Annotated in this window: 19 protein-coding genes; 5 read left to right on the forward strand and 14 right to left on the reverse strand. The window is 66.2% G+C overall.

What is annotated here, in order from left to right; all coding sequences use genetic code 11:
- Positions 1 to 122 precede the first annotated feature (122 nt).
- The 3 genes from fghA to ACXJJ9_RS15265 form a co-directional block, all read right to left on the reverse strand.
- Positions 123 to 965 carry an S-formylglutathione hydrolase gene (gene fghA, locus ACXJJ9_RS15255; RefSeq protein WP_457097978.1) on the reverse strand — a complete coding sequence of 281 codons (843 nt, stop codon included), beginning with the start codon at positions 963 to 965 and terminating at the stop codon, positions 123 to 125.
- A gap of 35 nt (positions 966 to 1000) precedes the next feature.
- A complete protein-coding gene (gene gfa, locus ACXJJ9_RS15260) occupies positions 1001 to 1579 on the reverse strand; it encodes an S-(hydroxymethyl)glutathione synthase (RefSeq protein ID WP_457097979.1) in 579 nt (192 codons plus the stop codon).
- Between the two features lie 106 nt (positions 1580 to 1685).
- Positions 1686 to 2795, reverse strand: coding sequence for an S-(hydroxymethyl)glutathione dehydrogenase/class III alcohol dehydrogenase (locus ACXJJ9_RS15265; RefSeq protein ID WP_457097980.1), 1110 nt, complete (start codon positions 2793 to 2795; stop codon positions 1686 to 1688).
- A 252-nt stretch (positions 2796 to 3047) separates the two neighbouring features.
- On the opposite strand from ACXJJ9_RS15265, the gene ACXJJ9_RS15270 reads away from it, so the two are divergent.
- Positions 3048 to 3443, forward strand: coding sequence for a hypothetical protein (locus tag ACXJJ9_RS15270; protein WP_457097981.1), 396 nt, complete (start codon positions 3048 to 3050; stop codon positions 3441 to 3443).
- Between the two features lie 84 nt (positions 3444 to 3527).
- Here ACXJJ9_RS15270 and ACXJJ9_RS15275 read toward each other — a convergent pair whose 3' ends face one another.
- The 8 genes from ACXJJ9_RS15275 to ACXJJ9_RS15310 form a co-directional block, all read right to left on the reverse strand.
- Positions 3528 to 4820: an adenylosuccinate synthase gene (locus ACXJJ9_RS15275; protein WP_310053637.1), complete on the reverse strand. Its 1293-nt coding sequence runs from the start codon at positions 4818 to 4820 to the stop codon at positions 3528 to 3530.
- A gap of 225 nt (positions 4821 to 5045) precedes the next feature.
- Positions 5046 to 5252, reverse strand: coding sequence for a DUF2065 domain-containing protein (locus tag ACXJJ9_RS15280; protein ID WP_457097982.1), 207 nt, complete (start codon positions 5250 to 5252; stop codon positions 5046 to 5048).
- 14 nt (positions 5253 to 5266) lie between these two features.
- Complete coding sequence (gene hflC, locus ACXJJ9_RS15285) at positions 5267 to 6130, reverse strand: protease modulator HflC (RefSeq protein ID WP_457097983.1); 864 nt, start codon at positions 6128 to 6130, stop codon at positions 5267 to 5269.
- Positions 6127 to 7242: an FtsH protease activity modulator HflK gene (hflK, locus tag ACXJJ9_RS15290; protein WP_457097984.1), complete on the reverse strand. Its 1116-nt coding sequence runs from the start codon at positions 7240 to 7242 to the stop codon at positions 6127 to 6129. Before hflK ends, hflC begins: the two co-directional genes overlap by 4 nt.
- A gap of 98 nt (positions 7243 to 7340) precedes the next feature.
- Positions 7341 to 8672 carry a ribosome rescue GTPase HflX gene (gene hflX, locus ACXJJ9_RS15295; RefSeq protein WP_457097985.1) on the reverse strand — a complete coding sequence of 444 codons (1332 nt, stop codon included), beginning with the start codon at positions 8670 to 8672 and terminating at the stop codon, positions 7341 to 7343.
- 110 nt (positions 8673 to 8782) lie between these two features.
- Positions 8783 to 9055 (reverse strand): RNA chaperone Hfq, encoded by a 273-nt coding sequence (gene hfq / locus ACXJJ9_RS15300; RefSeq protein ID WP_457097986.1) that lies wholly within the window; start codon positions 9053 to 9055, stop codon positions 8783 to 8785.
- A 236-nt stretch (positions 9056 to 9291) separates the two neighbouring features.
- Positions 9292 to 10251 carry a tRNA (adenosine(37)-N6)-dimethylallyltransferase MiaA gene (gene miaA / locus ACXJJ9_RS15305; RefSeq protein ID WP_457097987.1) on the reverse strand — a complete coding sequence of 320 codons (960 nt, stop codon included), beginning with the start codon at positions 10249 to 10251 and terminating at the stop codon, positions 9292 to 9294.
- An 88-nt stretch (positions 10252 to 10339) separates the two neighbouring features.
- Positions 10340 to 11761: an amino acid permease gene (locus ACXJJ9_RS15310; protein ID WP_457097988.1), complete on the reverse strand. Its 1422-nt coding sequence runs from the start codon at positions 11759 to 11761 to the stop codon at positions 10340 to 10342.
- Positions 11762 to 11947: 186 nt separating this feature from the next.
- Here ACXJJ9_RS15310 and ACXJJ9_RS15315 point away from each other — a divergent pair, with 186 nt between their 5' ends.
- Entirely contained in the window at positions 11948 to 12199 is a 252-nt protein-coding gene (locus ACXJJ9_RS15315; protein WP_457097989.1) for a hypothetical protein, read from the forward strand.
- Positions 12189 to 12635 (forward strand): GFA family protein, encoded by a 447-nt coding sequence (locus tag ACXJJ9_RS15320; protein WP_457097990.1) that lies wholly within the window; start codon positions 12189 to 12191, stop codon positions 12633 to 12635. Before ACXJJ9_RS15315 ends, ACXJJ9_RS15320 begins: the two co-directional genes overlap by 11 nt.
- A gap of 303 nt (positions 12636 to 12938) precedes the next feature.
- On the opposite strand, the gene folP is transcribed toward ACXJJ9_RS15320, so the two are convergent.
- The 3 genes from folP to rlmE form a co-directional block, all read right to left on the reverse strand.
- On the reverse strand, positions 12939 to 13838 hold the full coding sequence (gene folP / locus ACXJJ9_RS15325) for a dihydropteroate synthase (RefSeq protein ID WP_457097991.1): 900 nt from the start codon (positions 13836 to 13838) through the stop codon (positions 12939 to 12941).
- Positions 13839 to 13965: 127 nt separating this feature from the next.
- On the reverse strand, positions 13966 to 15885 hold the full coding sequence (gene ftsH, locus ACXJJ9_RS15330; RefSeq protein ID WP_457097992.1) for an ATP-dependent zinc metalloprotease FtsH: 1920 nt from the start codon (positions 15883 to 15885) through the stop codon (positions 13966 to 13968).
- Between the two features lie 52 nt (positions 15886 to 15937).
- The gene (rlmE, locus tag ACXJJ9_RS15335; RefSeq protein ID WP_457098090.1) at positions 15938 to 16570 is read right to left on the reverse strand and encodes a 23S rRNA (uridine(2552)-2'-O)-methyltransferase RlmE; all 633 of its coding nucleotides are present in this window, start codon (positions 16568 to 16570) and stop codon (positions 15938 to 15940) included.
- Between the two features lie 74 nt (positions 16571 to 16644).
- Here rlmE and yhbY point away from each other — a divergent pair, with 74 nt between their 5' ends.
- Together yhbY and ACXJJ9_RS15345 are read left to right on the forward strand one after the other, a co-directional pair.
- Positions 16645 to 16950, forward strand: a complete 306-nt coding sequence (gene yhbY / locus ACXJJ9_RS15340; protein WP_457097993.1) for a ribosome assembly RNA-binding protein YhbY — start codon at positions 16645 to 16647, stop codon at positions 16948 to 16950.
- A 25-nt stretch (positions 16951 to 16975) separates the two neighbouring features.
- The gene (locus tag ACXJJ9_RS15345) at positions 16976 to 17356 is read left to right on the forward strand and encodes an Mth938-like domain-containing protein (protein WP_457097994.1); all 381 of its coding nucleotides are present in this window, start codon (positions 16976 to 16978) and stop codon (positions 17354 to 17356) included.
- Positions 17357 to 17405 lie beyond the last annotated feature (49 nt).

Here is a 17405-nt window from a genome sequence, read left to right on the forward strand (position 1 = left end):
AGTGCAGCGTTGGCCGGAACGCTACCTGGCAGCGCTTTTTTTGAAGCCCGGCGCCTGCTGGGCCCATGCGCGGGACGGCCAGCACCACCCATCGGGGTCAGGCATGGAAGACGCGTGCGGGCTCAGCGATCAGCCAGCGCGGCGGCGTGGTAGGCGATGTGCTCGCCGATGAAACTGGCGATGAAGTAGTAGCTGTGGTCGTAACCTGCGCGGCGACGCAGGGTGAGCGGATGCGCGGACTCCCGGCAAGCGGCTTCCAGCAGTTCCGGCCGCAGTTGCGTGTCGAGGAATTCGTCGGCTTCGCCCTGGTCGACCAGCAAGGGCACCTTGTTGGCGCTGCCCGCAGCCGCGCGAACAAGCTCGCAGGCATCCCACTGTCGCCAGGCGTCGCGGTCGTCGCCCAGGTAGGTGGTAAACGCCTTCTCGCCCCAGGGCACCTGCATGGGCGCGACGATAGGCGAGAACGCCGAGACGCTGTGGTAGCGACCGTGGTTGCGCAGCGCGAGCACCAGTGCACCGTGGCCGCCCATCGAATGCCCGCTGATCGACCTCCGGTTGCTGGCGCTGAAGTGTGCTTCGACCAGGTCCGGCAGTTCGCGCTCGACGTAGTCGTGCATGCGGTAGTTCTCAGCCCACGGCGCCTGCGTGGCATCGAGGTAGAAACCTGCGCCCTGGCCGAGGTCGTAGCCGTCGGCATCCGCCACGGCCACGCCACGCGGGCTGGTATCGGGCGCAACCACTATCACGCCATGCTCGGCGGCGTAGCGCTGCGCGCCCGCCTTGGTGATGAAGTTTTGCTCGGTGCAGGTGAGGCCGCTGAGCCAGTACAGCACCGGACACTGCGCATGCACGGCATGCGGCGGCAGGTAGATGCCGAAACGCATGTCGCAGCCCAGCGTGTGCGAATGGTGTTGCCAGACTTCCTGCACGCCGCCGTGGCTGGCGTGCTCTTGCACCTTCTTCATGCTCGATCCTGTCGTGGCGGGTGGCCCACTTGCAGTCAGTCCTTCAGCACGCCCGATCTCTTCGCCAGGTGCGTCGAGATCGCGTCCATCAGCGGGGGGTTGAGGCTGTCGTAGGGCGTGAGTCCCAGTTCGTTGAGGCGTGCGCGCACGCCGTCCATCTGCTCCGGACGCGCGCCGCCGCCCTCGATGATCGAGGAAACGAACGCGGCGAAACGCGGTTCTTCCCAGCCGCTTTGTGGCGACAGTTCGGTGTGGACGAAGTCGAGGCCATGGAACGCGTGGTCCTTGTTTTCGATGCGGCCGAACATGTGTACGCCACAGCCCTTGCAGGCGTGGCGCTGGATGGTGGCCGTGTCATCGACGATGCCGAGCTTCTCTTCGTGAGCGGTGACGCTGACCTTGTCGCGCGGCACCACGGCGATGACCGCGAACGCGGCGCCCTTGGGCTTCCAGCATTTGGTGCAGCCGCAGACGTGGTTGTGCGCGACCTGGGCGTCGATTTTCACTTCCACCTTGTCGGTCGCGCACTGGCACTGCAGCGTGCCGCCCTTGAAACCGGCGTCGCCCTTCCTGACGCCGTTGTCGACGGACGGATGAATGGAGACTGCGTTCATTGTTCACCTCCTTCGTGGCCGGGGATGGTTCTTTCCAACATCGAAGCCGGGCGTGGCACCGTCGTGCGCATGCCTTCGCGTTGCCTGGGGCGTGGCTGCGGGATCCTCAGTAGTGGATCACCGTGCGGATCGACTTGCCTGCGTGCATCAGCTCGAACGCCTCGTTGATGCGTTCCAGCGGCAGGGTGTGGGTGATGAAGGGATCGAGCTGGATGTCGCCCCGCATTGCGTCCTCCACCATGCCGGGAAGCTGCGTGCGTCCCTTGACCCCGCCGAACGCCGAACCGCGCCAGACCCGGCCGGTCACCAGCTGGAACGGGCGCGTGCGGATTTCCTGGCCGGCACCGGCGACACCGATGATGACGCTCTCGCCCCAGCCCTTGTGGCAACACTCCAGCGCGGCTCGCATCACGTCGACATTGCCGATGCACTCGAAAGAGAAATCCACGCCACCGTCGGTCATCTCGACGATCACGTCCTGGATCGGCTTGTCATGCTCCTTCGGATTGACGACGTCGGTGGCGCCCATCTGCCGCGCGAGGTCGAACTTGCCGGGATTGGTATCGATGCCGATGATGCGGCCCGCCTTCGCCTGGCGCGCGCCCTGGATCACGGCCAGGCCGATGCCGCCCAGGCCGAACACCGCCACGGTGTCGCCTGCCTTCACCTTCGCTGTGTTGTGCACGGCCCCGATGCCGGTGGTGACGCCGCATCCCAATAGACATACTTTTTCGTGCGGAGCTTCCGGGTTGATCTTCGCCAGGGATATTTCCGCCACTACCGTGTACTCGCTGAAGGTGCTGGTGCCCATGTAGTGGTGGATGGGCTGGCCGTTGTACGAGAAGCGCGAGGTGCCATCGGGCATCAGGCCCTTGCCCTGCGTGGCGCGCACTTTCTGGCACAGGTTGGTCTTGCCGGACTTGCAGAACTTGCATTCGCGGCATTCGGCCGTGTACAGCGGGATGACGTGGTCGCCCGCTTGCAGGGTAGTCACGCCCTCGCCCACCTCCACCACCACGCCTGCGCCCTCGTGGCCCAGGACCGCGGGGAACAGGCCCTCGGGATCGTCGCCGCTCAGGGTGAACGCGTCGGTATGGCAGACACCCGTATGGGTGATGCGGACCAGCACTTCGCCTGCGCGCGGCGGCGCGACGTCGATCTCCACGATCTGCAAGGGTTGGCCCGGAGCGAAGGCGACGGCGGCGCGGGATTTCATGGCGATCCTCTGTGGGAATGGACGGGGCGCGGGACTGACCGCGCGCAGGAAGCGATTGTTGCGGTTGCGGCGGTTATCGGGAAGTAAAGCCGAATCCCCTGCTCCAGGCGGAGGCGCACCGATCCACCGCAGCGGCATCGATCGCAATCCCAAGGGAAGCTGGGGAAGAGGCCGGAATCGGCACGGTCCCTACCGCTCGGTCGCGGCATGATTGGATGGATCGAATCAGACGGATCGAATCAGGAGACCGATATGACCTCGCCATCGCCCAGCCCCGACTTCGCCGCGGGTCAATTGTGGCGCTGCGCCGGCCGCAGTGCCGACGAGGCGCCGCTGTTGCTGATCAACCGCGTGGATGCGCATCCACTAGGCGGCGAGATCTTCCACGTCTCGATTTCGGGCGTCCGCGTAAGGAATCCGGCGGACCCTTCGGGCTTCACGACCAGACTCCCGCACGTACCGGTCATCCGCCAGACCTTCGAACGCAGCAAGGCGGAGTTCCTGCGGAATGAGGTACCAGATCCTGCCTTCCTGACCGGGTACGCCCAATGGAAGCGCGAGTTCGACGCCGGCAACGCAGGTTCGTTCGGCGTCAGCGTGGCGGAAGTGCTGGATTTCATCGAGCGCGCGATGGCGGCCCGGCAATAGGCCTCAGACGCAATCAACCCTGCGGGGAAACAAAAAGCCCCGCAATGCGGGGCTTTTTTTGATCTTGCCTGACAGGCCGAGGGCTTACGCCCAAGGATCCCGCAACACGATATTGGCATCGCGATCCGGGCCGGTGGAAACGATCGCCAGCTGGCAACCCGAGAGTTCTTCCAGTGCGCGCAGGTAGGCGCGGGCGGCGGGCGGGAGCTTGTCCCACTCGGTGATGCCGGCGGTGGATTCCTCCCAGCCCGGGAACTCGAGGTACACGGGCGTGCACTCTTCCCAGCCCGCTGCATCAAGCGGGGCATATTCGCTGCGCTTGCCGTGGTACTCGTATGCGATGCAGACCTTGAGCGTCTTCATGCCATCGAGGATGTCGAGCTTGGTGATGCACAGGCCGGTGATGCCGTTGATGGCGACGGCGCGCTTGAGCGCGACGATGTCCATCCAGCCGCAGCGGCGCGGGCGGCCGGTGGTGGCGCCGTATTCCTGTCCGCGGTCGCGGATGCCCTGGCCGATTTCGTCGTCGAGCTCGGTCGGGAACGGTCCGCCGCCCACGCGCGTGGCATAGGCCTTGGCGATGCCGAGTACGTAGTCGATCGCATCGGCGCCGACGCCGGTGCCGGCATACGCACCACCCACCGTCGTGTTCGACGAGGTGACATACGGATAGGTGCCGTGGTCGATGTCCAGCAGCGAACCCTGCGCGCCTTCGAACAGCACGCGCTTGCCCTGCTTGCGCAGCTCGTGAAGGATGCCGGCAACGTCGGACTTCATCGGCTCTACGTATTCGCCAAAGGCGAGCGCGTCGTCGAGCGTTTTCTGGAAGTCGACGGCTTCGACGCCGAGGTACTTGGTGAGCACGAAGTTGTGGTAATCCATCGTGCCGCGCAGCTTCTCGGCGAGCTCGTTGGGATAGCGCAGGTCGGCGACGCGGATGCCGCGACGCGCAACCTTGTCCTCGTAGGCGGGACCGATGCCGCGCCCGGTGGTACCGATGGCGCTCTTGCCGAGGGCCTTCTCGCGCGCCTGATCCAGGGCGATGTGGTACGGCATGATCAGCGGCGTGGCCGGGCTGATCTTGAGGCGCGAACGCACGTCGACGCCATTGGCTTCGAGTTCGCCGATTTCCTTCTGCAGCGCGCCCGGATGCAGCACGACACCATTACCGATCAGGCACAGCGCGTCGTCGCGCAGGATGCCGGAGGGAATCAGGTGCAGGACGGTCTTCTTGCCGCCGATGACGAGGGTGTGGCCGGCGTTGTGGCCGCCCTGGAAGCGCACGACCGCGCCGATGTCCTGCGTGAGCAGGTCGACGATCTTGCCCTTGCCTTCGTCGCCCCACTGGGCGCCCAACACCACAACTGACTGACCCATCTGGAAATCTCCTGTCGCCCCGGATCGGTCCCGGAGCTGGTAGTGGCATGTCTGGACAGCCTGTCCTCGCCTTCGGGCGGGACGATGCGGGGGTCCACACACGGAAAAAGCCGGAGGGGCGGGCCCCGTCCGGCTTTTGTGCATTATCCGGGTTTTAGGGGGGCGGGGCTACCCTTCCCGCCTTCCGTTTCCGCTGTGCTCAGGGCTCTGGAACCGAACGACGCCCTAGACATGCCTGACCAGGATGTCCCTGACTAGGAACAGCGAAATCAGGCCGATGACGATGAACACGCCGCCCAGCAGGCGCAGGCCAAGGTCCGAAACCTGGTGCAGCTGCTCGATGGCCTGCCTCCAGCCGCGCGGGGCGACGAACAGGAACAGGCCCTCGAGCACGGCAACCAGGCACAAGGCGGAGAGCAACTCGACGGTCATGCCAATGCCCGCGATCAGCGATCCGACTTCATGTACTGCAGGAACGGATCGTCGCGGTCGAGCACGATCACGCTTTGGCCATCCGCGAACGAGGCGCGGTAGGCATCGAGGCTGCGCTGGAACGCGTAGAAGCTCGGATCCTTGTTCGCTGCCTGCGCGTACAGGCGCGTGGCTTCGGCATCGCCTTCGCCGCGCAGCTTCTGCGCGTCGCGCTCGGCTTCGGCCAGCAGCACCGCACGGTCACGTTCGGCCTTCGCCCGGATGGTCTGTGCCTGCTCCACGCCTTCGGCGCGCAGCTGGCTGGCGACCTGGAGGCGCTGGGAGCGCATCTGGTCGTACACCGAGCCCACCACGTTGCTGTCCGTCGGCAACTCGATGCGCTTGATGCGGATATCCATGATCTTCACGCCCAGCGTCTGCGCACCCTTGTTGATCGTCGCGAGCTGCTTGCCGATGAACGCGTTACGTTCGCCGGACACCACTTCCTGGAGCGTGCGCCCATTGATCTCGTTGCGCAGCGAGTCGCGGATGATCGGCGCGAGACGCTGCACCGCGACCTCCTCGTCGCCACCGGTGGCGCGGTAGAACGCCTGCAGGTTCTCGATGCGTCCAAGCGCGAAGAAGTCGATGCTGACGTCCTGCTTGTCGTCGGTGAGGTAACGCTCGGGTTCGGAATCGAGCACCTGCAGACGACGATCGAAAACGCGCGCGCTTTCCACCAGCGGCACCTTGAAATGCAGGCCGGGATCGATATCGGTGCGAACGATGGTGCCCAGGCGGAACACGATCGCGCTGTGGCCTTCGTTCACGACAAATACGGAACCAAGCAGCGCCAGCAGTGCGCTGACGGCAATGGCGATCCAGAGGGAAAATCTCATCGGCGGTCCTCCTCGCGGGTCGGGCGCGGGCTGCGCGACGGACGCGCGGAATCGGTGGATTCACTTGGCGGCGACAACACCTCGGGCGTCAGCAGCGGCGGATTCGAAGCCGCGTTGCTGGCGCCACCGCGCTTGTCTTCCATCGGCACATAGATCAACTGGCGCGAATCACCACCGATGATCTTGCGGTTTTCCGCCAGCACGTCCTGCAGGGTTTCCAGCCACAGGCGCTTGCGGGTGACATCCGGTGCGTTCTTGTACTGGTCGACCAGCAACGAGAAGCGTTGCGCGTCGCCATCGGCGTGCGCGATCGAGGCCGTCTTGTAGCCTTCGGCGGTCGTGCGCGTGCGCGCGGCCTCACCGCGGGCCTCGGGCACGATCTTCTTGGCATAGGCCTCGGCCTGGTTGATGGCCGTGTTCTTGTCGGCACGGGCGCGCTGCACTTCGTCGAACGCGTCCTTCACCTCGTCCGGCGGGCGGGCGTTGGGGAGGTTGACCTCGGTGACGACCAGGCCGGTGTGATAGGCCTGCAATGCCTTCTGCAGATGCTCGCGCACGGCAACGGTGAGTTCGCTGCGCGCATTGAGCACGGTGTCGAGATCCGAACGGCCGACCTGCTCGCGCACGGTGCTCTGCGCGGCCTGCTGCAGCACGCTGGCGGCATCGCGGGAACCGAACAGGTAGGTCTGCGGATCGCCGATGCGGTACTGCACGTTGATCTCGACGCTGACCATGTTGCCGTCGCGGGTGAATACCGGGACGGTTTCGCTGTACGCGTTGCTCTGCGTCGCGTTGACCTTCTGCACCGTCTCGATGGGCCAAGGCGCCTTGAAGTGCGGGCCCGGCTGGAGGATGCGGGCGAAGTGGCCGAAGCGCAGGACCACGCCGCGCTCCTGTTCGGTCACCAGCACGAAGGTCGTGAAGACCAGCCACAGGCCGAAGGCGATGGCCACCCAGCGCCAGATCGAACCACCACCACCGAAGAGGTCGCGCGCCGAGTCGAGCAGGCCGTCGAGCCCACCGCCCCCGGACCTGCGGCGCTGGGGACGGCGGCCATCCGGGCCGGGCTCGTTGCTGCCGGGGCCACTACTTCCAGGGGTGTTCCAGGCCATGCCTGCTCCAATGAGGACGTTCACGCCAGTGGGCGTGCGTTGATTCTAGGTTAGCGCTCGTGCGGCCTCAAACAAGGCAAGCCTGCCTTGCTGTGCGACTACCATCCCGCGGCTTCGTCTTCGAGCGCGCCGGCGGCTTCGAGCAGGGGTCGCAGGGCTTCGCCATGCGCCTGCGCGAACAGCTTGAGCGCATCGGCGATCGCCATGTCGACCTGCAGGCGCCAGCCCTGCTCGTCATGCGCCTCCTCGCGAATCACGCCGAGTGCATGCAGGCGCGCATGCAGGCGAGCGGCCTGCGAGGGCAGGCGCAGCTCACCGACGACATGGCGCAACTCGAGTACGTCGGCAAGCGCCTTGCGGACGAGATCCAGGCCGAGGCCGAGTTGCGCCGAAACCCAGACGCGCTGGCGGCCTTCGCCGGGGCGGTCGTGGCGTGGCTCGGGTGCGGTGTTGTCCTCGCGCTCCAGGCGATCGATCTTGTTGTAGACGAGCAGTTGCGGGAGGTCGCCCGCGCCGATCTCGGCCAACACCTCGTCCACCTGTGCGATGCGTTCGTCGCGCAGCGGATCGGCGGCATCGACGACATGCAGCAGCAGGTCGGCTTCGCGCGCTTCCGACAAGGTGGAGCGGAAGGCCGCGACCAGCTCGTGCGGCAGGTCGCGGACGAAGCCGACGGTATCCGCCAGCACCGCTCCTCCGCCCGGCAGCGCGATGCGACGCACGGTGGGATCGAGCGTGGCGAACAACTGGTCCGCGGCATACGCGGAGGCACCCGTCAGCGCGTTGAACAGCGTGGACTTGCCGGCGTTGGTGTAACCGACCAGCGCGATGCGCGGGAGCTCGCTGCGCATGCGTGCACGACGCATCTGCGTGCGCTGCACTTCGACCTTGTCGAGGCGTTTCTGTAATTGTTCGAGTCGCTTCTGCAGCAGGCGGCGGTCGGTTTCCAGCTGGGTTTCACCCGGTCCGCGCAGGCCGATGGCACCGCCGCGCTGGCGTTCAAGGTGGGTCCAGCCCCGCACCAGCCGCGTCGCCATGTGCTTGAGCTGGGCGAGTTCGACCTGCAGCTTGCCCTCGGCGCTCTGCGCCCGCTGGGAGAAGATGTCGAGGATCAGGCCGGTGCGGTCGACGACGCGGCGCTGCAACGCTTTTTCCAGGTTGCGTTCCTGCCCCGGCGACAACGCGAAGTTCACCAGCACCAGATCGGCGCCGCTGGCATCGGCCGCGGCCTTCATTTCCTCAAGCTTGCCGCTGCCCACCAGCGTGGCGGGATTGGGACGGTCGATGCGCGCCGTAAGCAGCGCGGCGACAGAGGCGCCGGCCGAACGGGCCAGGTCGGCGAACTCCTCCATCAGCCCCTCGTCCGGCGGTCCGCCGGCATGGGGCTGGATCAGCAACGCGTGCTCGCCCTTGCGGGAACGTTCAAACATCCGGTCTGTTTACTCCTTCCCCGGTAGCGGGGAAGGATGGAATGGGGGCGCGGACCGCCTGCTTCAAGCAGTGGCGCCCTGCACCGCCCCCAATGCCACGAACCGACGGGTTACTCGGCGTCGTCGCCTTCTTCGCCGCCATCATCGGCCTGCGCCTGGCCGCCACCCGGCCCCACGCGCACGTTGCGCGCCGGCACCACGGTCGAAATTGCGTGCTTGTAGACCATCTGGCTGACGGTATTGCGCAGCAGCACCACGAACTGGTCGAACGATTCGATCGTGCCCTGCAGCTTGATGCCGTTGACCAGGTAGACCGAAACCGGCACGCGCTCGCGCCGCAAAGCATTCAGGAACGGGTCCTGCAAGGATTGCCCCTTCGACATGTTTTCCCCACTGTATTTCTAGTTATAGGTGGCGAAGCGGATGGCCGGAGGCCCATTCCGCAATCGCATCGCCAATGCTGTCCCCGCACGGACGACGGGGCGATGGTAACCCAGCCCGGCGCAAAGCGAGCGGGACGGGTGCCGCGATCCGTGAACACGCCGGATCGGGCATGCGCGGGCGCTGGGACAGCCTGGCGGAGTGAACCCGCGCAGGCCGTACCGCGCTTGGGCCGCCGCTACCGGGAAGGGAGGAACAACCGCAACGCCCGTTCCAGTCCCGCCCGATCCTGCTGCGGATCGAACCAGCGCGCATCCAGTTCCCCGCGCAACCAGGTGAGCTGGCGCTTGGCAAGCTTGCGCGTGGCGAAAATGCCGCGGTCGCGGAACTCGCCGGCATCGAAGGCGCCATCCAGGTGCTCCCAGGCCTGCCGGTATCCCACCGCCCGCAGTGCCGGCAGGTCGAGCGGTCGCGGGTGGCGCCGCAGCTCCGGCAGGTCGCGCAGGCGGCGCACCTCATCGAGGAAACCGCCTGCCAGCATTGCGTCGAAACGCCGCTCGATGCGCTGGTGCAATACCGCCCGATCCTGCGGCGCCAGTACCAGCTTCAGAACGCGCACCGCCAATCGCGGCGCACTCCTGGCGGCACGACGCCAGTCACTGATGCTGCGGCCGGAGAGCCGGAACACTTCCAATGCGCGCTGGATGCGCTGGGCGTCGGTGGCATGGATGCGTGCGGCGGCTTCGGCATCGATGCCACGCAGTTCTGTGTGCAACGCGGCCCACCCGCGCTCGGCCGCCTCGGCTTCGAGTTGCGCGCGCGTGGCGGCATCGGCCTCCGGCATGTCCGACAGGCCGTGCAGCAGGGCATGGAAATAGAGTCCCGTGCCGCCCGCGAGGATCGGCAGCTTGCCGCGCGCAATGACGGCGTCGAGCGCCCGACGGGCATCCGCCGCGAATTCCGCCGCGGAGTACGGCTGCCAGGGTTCGCGCAGGTCGAGCATGTGGTGCGGAATCGCGGCCAGCTCGGCCGCCGTGGGCTTGGCGGCGCCGATGTCGAGACCGCGGTACACCAGTGCGGAATCGACGCTGACGATTTCGCCGCCCAACCGCTGCGCCCAGTCGAGGGCGAGTGCGGTCTTGCCCGAGGCGGTCGGGCCCATCAGGGCGATGGCGAGCGGGCGCTTGTCAGCAGTCATCGATGCACCAGTTCCGCGGGCGAGCGAGACCATCCATCGGGCCTCGCTCTGCGTGCCCGAAGGCACGCAGCCAGCGATCGATCCTAGGTCACGCTTCCTGTCCGCGTGCCAACAGACTGCGGCTGCGCCCGTAAGCGAGATAGGCCACCACGCCGATCACGTTCCAGGCCAGGAACCAGACCTGGGTGGTCCGTGGCAGGCTCCAGAACAGGTACAGGCAGCCCAGGATCGCGATCGGCCCGACCACCCATGCAAGCGGAGTGCGGAACACGCGTGCGCGCGCCGGATCGCGCTTGCGCAACACCAGCAGACACACCGCGACGGCGATGAAGGCCGCCAGGGTGCCGGCATTGGCGAGCGCCGCGATCTCATCCAGGCGTGCCACGCCCGCCAGTGCCGCCACCAGCGTGGCGGTGAACAAGGTCGTCGCGATGGGCGTACCGGTGCGCGGGCTGACCTTCGACAGGCCGCGCGGCAGCAGGCCGTCGCGCGACATCACGAAGAAGATGCGGCTCTGTCCGTACAGGAACGCAAGCAGGACCGTCGGCAACGCGATCACCGCGGCGGCCGCGATGATGGTGGCGGCCTTGCCCTGCCCCAGTTCGCGCAGGATCAGCGCGAGGGGCTCGGGGCTCTTGGCGAAGACGGTGTAGCTCAACGCACCCACCGCGGCCAGGGCGACGATCATGTAGATCAGGGTGCAGCCGATCATCGAGCCGACGATGCCGATCGACAGATCGCGCCCCGGGTTCTTGGTTTCTTCGGCCGCCGTGGAAATTGCGTCGAAGCCGTAGAAGGCGAAGAAGATGATCGCCGCCGCGGCCATCACCCCGCGCTCGACGCCGTCGGCACCCATCGACTTGACGAAACCGAAGGGCATGAAGGGTTGCGTGTTGCCGGCATCGAAATGCGGCAGGGCGATGGCGATGAAAATGCCCAGCGCGACGATCTTCAGCACCACCAGCACAGCGTTGAGCGTGGCGCTTTCCCGCGTGCCTGCCATCAACAGGCCGGCCACCACGAACACGATCGCCACCGCCGGCAGGTTGATCAACCCGCCGGCATGGTGCCCGACGGACAACCACAACGGCAGGTCCACGCCCAGGCCCTTGAGGAAACCGACCGCGTAGCCAGACCAGCCGACCGCCACCGCACTCACGACCAGTGAATATTCCAGGATCAGACTCCAGCCGACGACCCAGGCGATGGTCTCGCCGAGCACGATGTAGCTGTAGGTGTAGGCGCTGCCGGCAGCCGGCATCATCGTGGCCATTTCCGCGTACGCCAGCGCCGCGCAGGCACAGACCACGCCCGCCACCAGGAACGACAGCAGGACGGCGGGACCCGCAAGGTTGGCTCCGACGCCAATCAGCGTGTAGATGCCGGTGCCGACGATGGCGCCAATGCCCAGCGCGATCAGGTGCGGCCAGCTCAGGGTGGGGACCAGTCGGCGGCCCTCCTCGTGCACGGTGACCTTGTCGATGTCCTTGCGCCGGAGCCATGCCTGCATACAACCCTCGTCTCGAACGGGTGAACGGAGCCGACATACTGAGCCATCGACCGCTGCAATGCGAAGCGACGCGATACGCGGTGCCGCTCCCGGTTGCCGGTTGCCGACCGCGCCGGTCCGGGGCGGTCGCCTTCCGATGCATTGGGGGCTAGCCTAGGCGCATCACCGGACACTGGAGCCTTGCCCATGTCGACCCTGTTGATGCTGGCGGTTGCGGTGGCGCTCGTCGCGGTCGTGTGGCGGGCATCGCACGGCAGTCGTACCGGTCGCGTCTCCGGAACAAACGACGCCGCGTCGGGTACGCCCTATGCCGATGGAAGCGACACCGGCTCGGGTACATCCTTTGGCGATGACGCCTCGAGCGGATCCGATTGCGCGGATTCGGGTGGCGATGGCGGTGGCTGCGATGGTGGCGGAGACGGCGGCGGTGGCGACTGAAGAGCGCACTTCGATGGACGGATTCCGCCATGAAGGCGGCTGCCATTGCGGCGCGGTGCGCTGGACTTTCGAGACCGCGCATCGGCTGGAAGAATTCACTCCACGCGCCTGCGACTGCGATTTCTGCACGCGCCATCGCGCCGCATGGGTATCCGATGCGGCGGGTTCGTTGCAGGTGCGTGATCCGGGTGGCCAGCTGCGACGCTATCGCCAGGGCTCCGGGCAGGCCGACTTCCTGATCTGCGGAAATTGCGGCGTGCTGGTTGCCGTGACCTGCATGGACAACGACGGCTTGCTACGCGGCGCGGTCAACCGCAACAGCTTCGACGAGCGCCACTCGCTGGGCGCCGAGGTTGTTGCATCGCCGCAGCAACTGGCGCCGGAAGCCAAACTCGCGCGCTGGTCGCAACTGTGGACCCCGGCCACGCTGCCCTAGACCCGGCCCGATGTCGCATCGAGAACATGGCCGCCCCGCATGGAGCGCCAGTTGTTCACAACACCTGTGGATAGTTTTCCCGGACATCCTGTGGACAACCTTCTGCGCGCCTTGCAGGACAAGCATGTCAAGCGGGTTGGCTAAAAATTGACCACTATCGGACGATAATTTTTTTACCGCACGAGTGGCGAAAAAATAGCCATATCGCTTGACAGCCTTGTCCCGCCTGGGCGGCAGCCACTTGTCCACAGGATGTTCGGGAAACTTGCCCACAGGCCTTGTGCACAAGTCGACGACGAACGATCAGTCGTCGTCGGGCCAACGGATGGCCGGCGTGGCGGCCTTCGCCCGCGGCATCGGCTGCGCGGCGACGGCGTTCCAGACCTTGAGCGCATCGACGGTGGCCGCCACGTCATGCACGCGCACCAGCTTTGCGCCCCGCTGTGCCGCGATCACGTGGGCGGCGACGGAACCGAAGACGCGATCGTGGGGGTCGTCGCGACCGGTGAGTTCACCGATCGTCTTCTTGCGCGACAGGCCGGCGAGCAGCGGCACGCCCAACTCGCCGAACCGGTCCAGCTGCGCCAGCAGGGCAAGGTTGTGCTCGCGGTTCTTGCCGAAGCCGAAGCCGGGATCGACGACGATCCGCTTCTTGGCGATCCCGGCCATCTCCGCGGCGAAGATGCGTTCGGCGAGGAAGCGGTGCACTTCGGACACGACGTCGTCGTATTGCGGCGACGTCTGCATCGAGCGCGGCTCACCCTGCATGTGCATCAGGATGACCGGGACTTCCAGCGCGGCAGCGGCGTCGAGGGCGCCTTCGCGCCGCAGGGCGTAGACGTCGTTGATCAGGCCGGCGCCGGCGGCGACGGCGGCGCGCATCACCTCGGGCTTGGAGGTGTCAATGCTGATCGGCAGTGGGCATCCGCTGGCGAGGCGCTCGATCACCGGGATCACCCGGCGCAGTTCTTCCTCGACACTTACCTCATCGGCGCCGGGCCGCGTGGATTCGCCCCCGACGTCGAGGACATCGGCCCCCTCTTCCGCCAACTTCAGGCCATGGGCGACGGCAGCGTCGGCCCCGGCGTGCTCGCCGCCATCGGAGAACGAATCCGGGGTGACATTGACGATGCCCACGACCCGCACGCGGTCGAGAACCAGGATGCGGCCCTTGCAGTCGAGGGTTGGCGTGGTGTCGAACATGGGTCTGGCCGGGGCGGACGGAGCCCACAGTTTGTCATCCCGGCAACCAGGGCAGGACGTGCCGGGCCAAAAGCAAAGGGCCGGGATTGCTCGCCGGCCCTTTCCATTCGTCGATTCCCGTCTGCGATCAGGTCTGCGCGGCAGGCCCCGCGATCGGCGGCAGCGGCGGAACGACGTCATCGGTTTTGACTGTTCCGTTCTTGGTCCAGCCTTCCGGCGGCGGCGGCTCGCGGCCTTCCATGATCGCGTCGATCTGCTTGGCATCGATGGTTTCGTACAGCAGCAGCGCTTCCGCCATCGCATGCAACCTGTCGAGTTTCTCGCTCAGAATCTGCGTGCTGCGCGCATACGCACGATCGAGGATGTCACGCACGACTTCATCGATCTTGCGCGCGGTTTCATCGGACACGTTCTTGTGCTGGGTGACAGAGCGACCGAGGAAAACCTCGTCTTCTTCTTCACCATAGGTGATCGGACCGAGCTCGGACAAACCCCACTTGGTGACCATGTTGCGCGCCATCTTGGTCGCGCGCTCGATGTCGTTGGACGCGCCGGTGGTGACCTTGTCGGCGCCGAAGATGAGTTCCTCGGCGACGCGGCCGCCGTACAACGAGCACAGCTGCGATTCGATCGCGACCTTGTTGTAGCTGTACTTGTCGCCTTCCGGCAGGTACATGGTCACGCCCAGCGCGCGGCCGCGCGGAATGATCGTGACCTTGTAGACCGGATCGTGTTCGGGCACGACACGGCCGACGATGGCGTGGCCGGCCTCGTGGTAGGCGGTGAGCTTCTTCTCGGACTCGCTCATCGCCATCGAGCGGCGCTCGGTGCCCATCAGGATCTTGTCGCGGGCGCGGTCGAAGTGGTCCATGCGGACTTCCTTCGCGTTCTCGCGCGCGGCGAACAGCGCGGCCTCGTTGCAGAGATTGGCGAGGTCGGCGCCGCTGAAGCCCGGGGTTCCGCGCGCGATGGTCATCGGCACGACGTCGTCCGCCAGCGGCAGCTTGCGCATGTGCACGCGCAGGATCTGCTCGCGGCCCTTGACGTCGGGCAGGCCCACCACGACCTGGCGGTCGAAGCGGCCCGGACGCAGCAGCGCGGGATCGAGCACGTCGGGGCGGTTGGTCGCGGCGATCACGATCACGCCTTCGCCGCCTTCGAAACCGTCCATCTCCACCAGCAACTGGTTGAGAGTCTGCTCGCGCTCGTCGTGGCCACCGCCGAGGCCGGCGCCGCGATGGCGGCCGACCGCGTCGATTTCGTCGATGAAGATGATGCACGGTGCGTGCTTCTTGGCCTGCTCGAACATGTCGCGCACGCGGCTGGCGCCGACGCCGACGAACATCTCGACGAAGTCCGAACCGGAGATCGAGAAGAACGGCACCTTGGCTTCGCCGGCAATCGCGCGGGCGAGCAGCGTCTTGCCGGTACCCGGCGGACCCACCATCAGCACGCCACGCGGGATCTTGCCGCCGAGCTTCTGGAACTTGCCCGGGTCACGCAGGAACTCGACGAGCTCGTGCACTTCTTCCTTGGCCTCGTCGCAGCCGGCGACGTCGGCGAAAGTGACCTTGACCTGGTCCTCGCCCTGCATCTTCGCGCGCGACTTGCCGAAGCTCATCGCACCCTTGCTCCCGCCCTGCTGCATCTGCCGCATGACGAAGATCCAGAAGCCGACGATCAGGAGGATCGGCAACAGGTTGAATACGATCGACCAGAACGACGGCCCGGTGTTGGGCGGCTTGCGGGTGATTTCGACCTGGTGCTGGAGCAGGTCGGTGACCAGCCAGTTGTCGGACGGGCCATAGGCCGTGCCCTTGCTGCCGTCCTTGCGTTCGAACTGCAGCGCATTGACCGCCAGGTTGGTGTCATCGGTGTATTCGACCGACTTCACGCGGTCGGCCTTCACGTCCTTCATGAACTGGGAATACGTGACCTCCGTGGAGGTCGCCCCCAGTCCGGTGCGCGGGCCGAACGCCTGGAACACCACCATCAATACGACGGCGACGATGACCCAGAGCAGCAGATTTTTTGCGAGATCGTTCATTGGTTCGCCCGTTCAGCGGTCCGTGCCGGCTTCAAATAATGTGTTGAAACTGTCATTTCATCTGCGCCAGCTTTCCCTGCGCCAGCGCATAAACCTCCGGCGAACGCTTGCGCGAGGCCGCCGGCTTGCGGATCACGACCTTGGCGTAGCGACGGCGCAGCTCGCGCACGTAATCGTCGAAGCCTACGCCCTGGAACAGCTTGATCAGGAACGTGCCCCCGACGCGCAGATGACGGTCGGCAAAGTCCATTGCCAGTTCCGCCAGATGCATCGCCCGCGGCAGGTCCACCGCGTCCACACCGCTCATATTGGGGGCCATGTCGGAGAGCACAAGGTCCACAAGCTGGCCATCCAGCGTGCTCTCCAGATGCGATAGGACCGCATCCTCCCTGAAATCCCCATGAAGAAACTCCACGCCCGCCAGGGACGGCATCTCGAGGATGTCCAGGGCGATCACTCGGCCCTTCGCACCCAGCGCCTGCCGCACCCATTGCGACCAGCCGCCCGGCGCTGCGCCGAGATCGACCACGACCATGCCGGGCTTGAGCAGCCGGTCGCGCTCGACGAGCTCCTCCAGCTTGTAGGCGGCGCGCGAACGCAGGCCCTCGGCCTGGGCCTTCTTCACGAAGGGATCGGAAAAGTGTTCCTGGAGCCAGCGATGACTGCTTTTACTGCGGGTGGCCACGAAAGCGCTCGCCCGGGAGAGTTGGGCCTCCATGATACCCTGCACGCCCGTTTCGCCCGCCCGTGATACTGCCCATGAGTACCGTCCTGACCTCCGCCCAGACCCGTTTCCTGCGTGGGCAGGCGCACGATCTGAGGGCGATGCTGCAAGTGGGCGGCAAAGGCATCACCGACGCCCTGATCGCCGAGATCGACCAGGCGCTCGAGCATCACGAGCTGATCAAGGTGAAGGTCGCCGCCGAGGATCGGGACGCACGCGACACCATGATCGGCGAGATCGCTGAACGGGTCGGCGCCGCCCTGGTGCAGCGCATCGGCCATACCGCGGTGCTGTACCGGCCGAGCAAGGACAAGCGCCAGATCGTGTTGCCCCGGGCCTGAACAGCCAGATCGTCGTGGCGGCTCCATGCAACTGAACCTCGAACACCCCGACCATGAATTCCTGCTGCGCGGCGCCGACGGCCGGATCGCGGTGGTCAACGACCGCCAGCTGAATTCCAGCTTCATCATCGCCCCGGACCGGCTGGTCGAAGCGTGGCCTGTCCAGGATCCGCGTGCCCTCGCCGCCGGCGATCTCGAGGCCCTGCTCGAACTCGAGCCCGAAGTGGTCCTGCTTGGCACCGGAGCCACCCAGGTCTTTCCGCCGCCCTCGGTCATGGCGTTCTGCATGGGGCGCGGCATCGGCATCGAAGTCATGGCCAATGCGGCCGCGGCACGTACATTCAATGTGCTGGCCAGCGAAAGCCGGCGGGTAGTGGCCGGCTTCATCCTGCAACCCGCTCCTTAGAATCCAGCGACCGCCTGGCGCGTCGAAATGCGTGGCTAGAACAGGGGCG

It is taken from the genome of Lysobacter sp. P5_B9 (assembly GCF_054049835.1).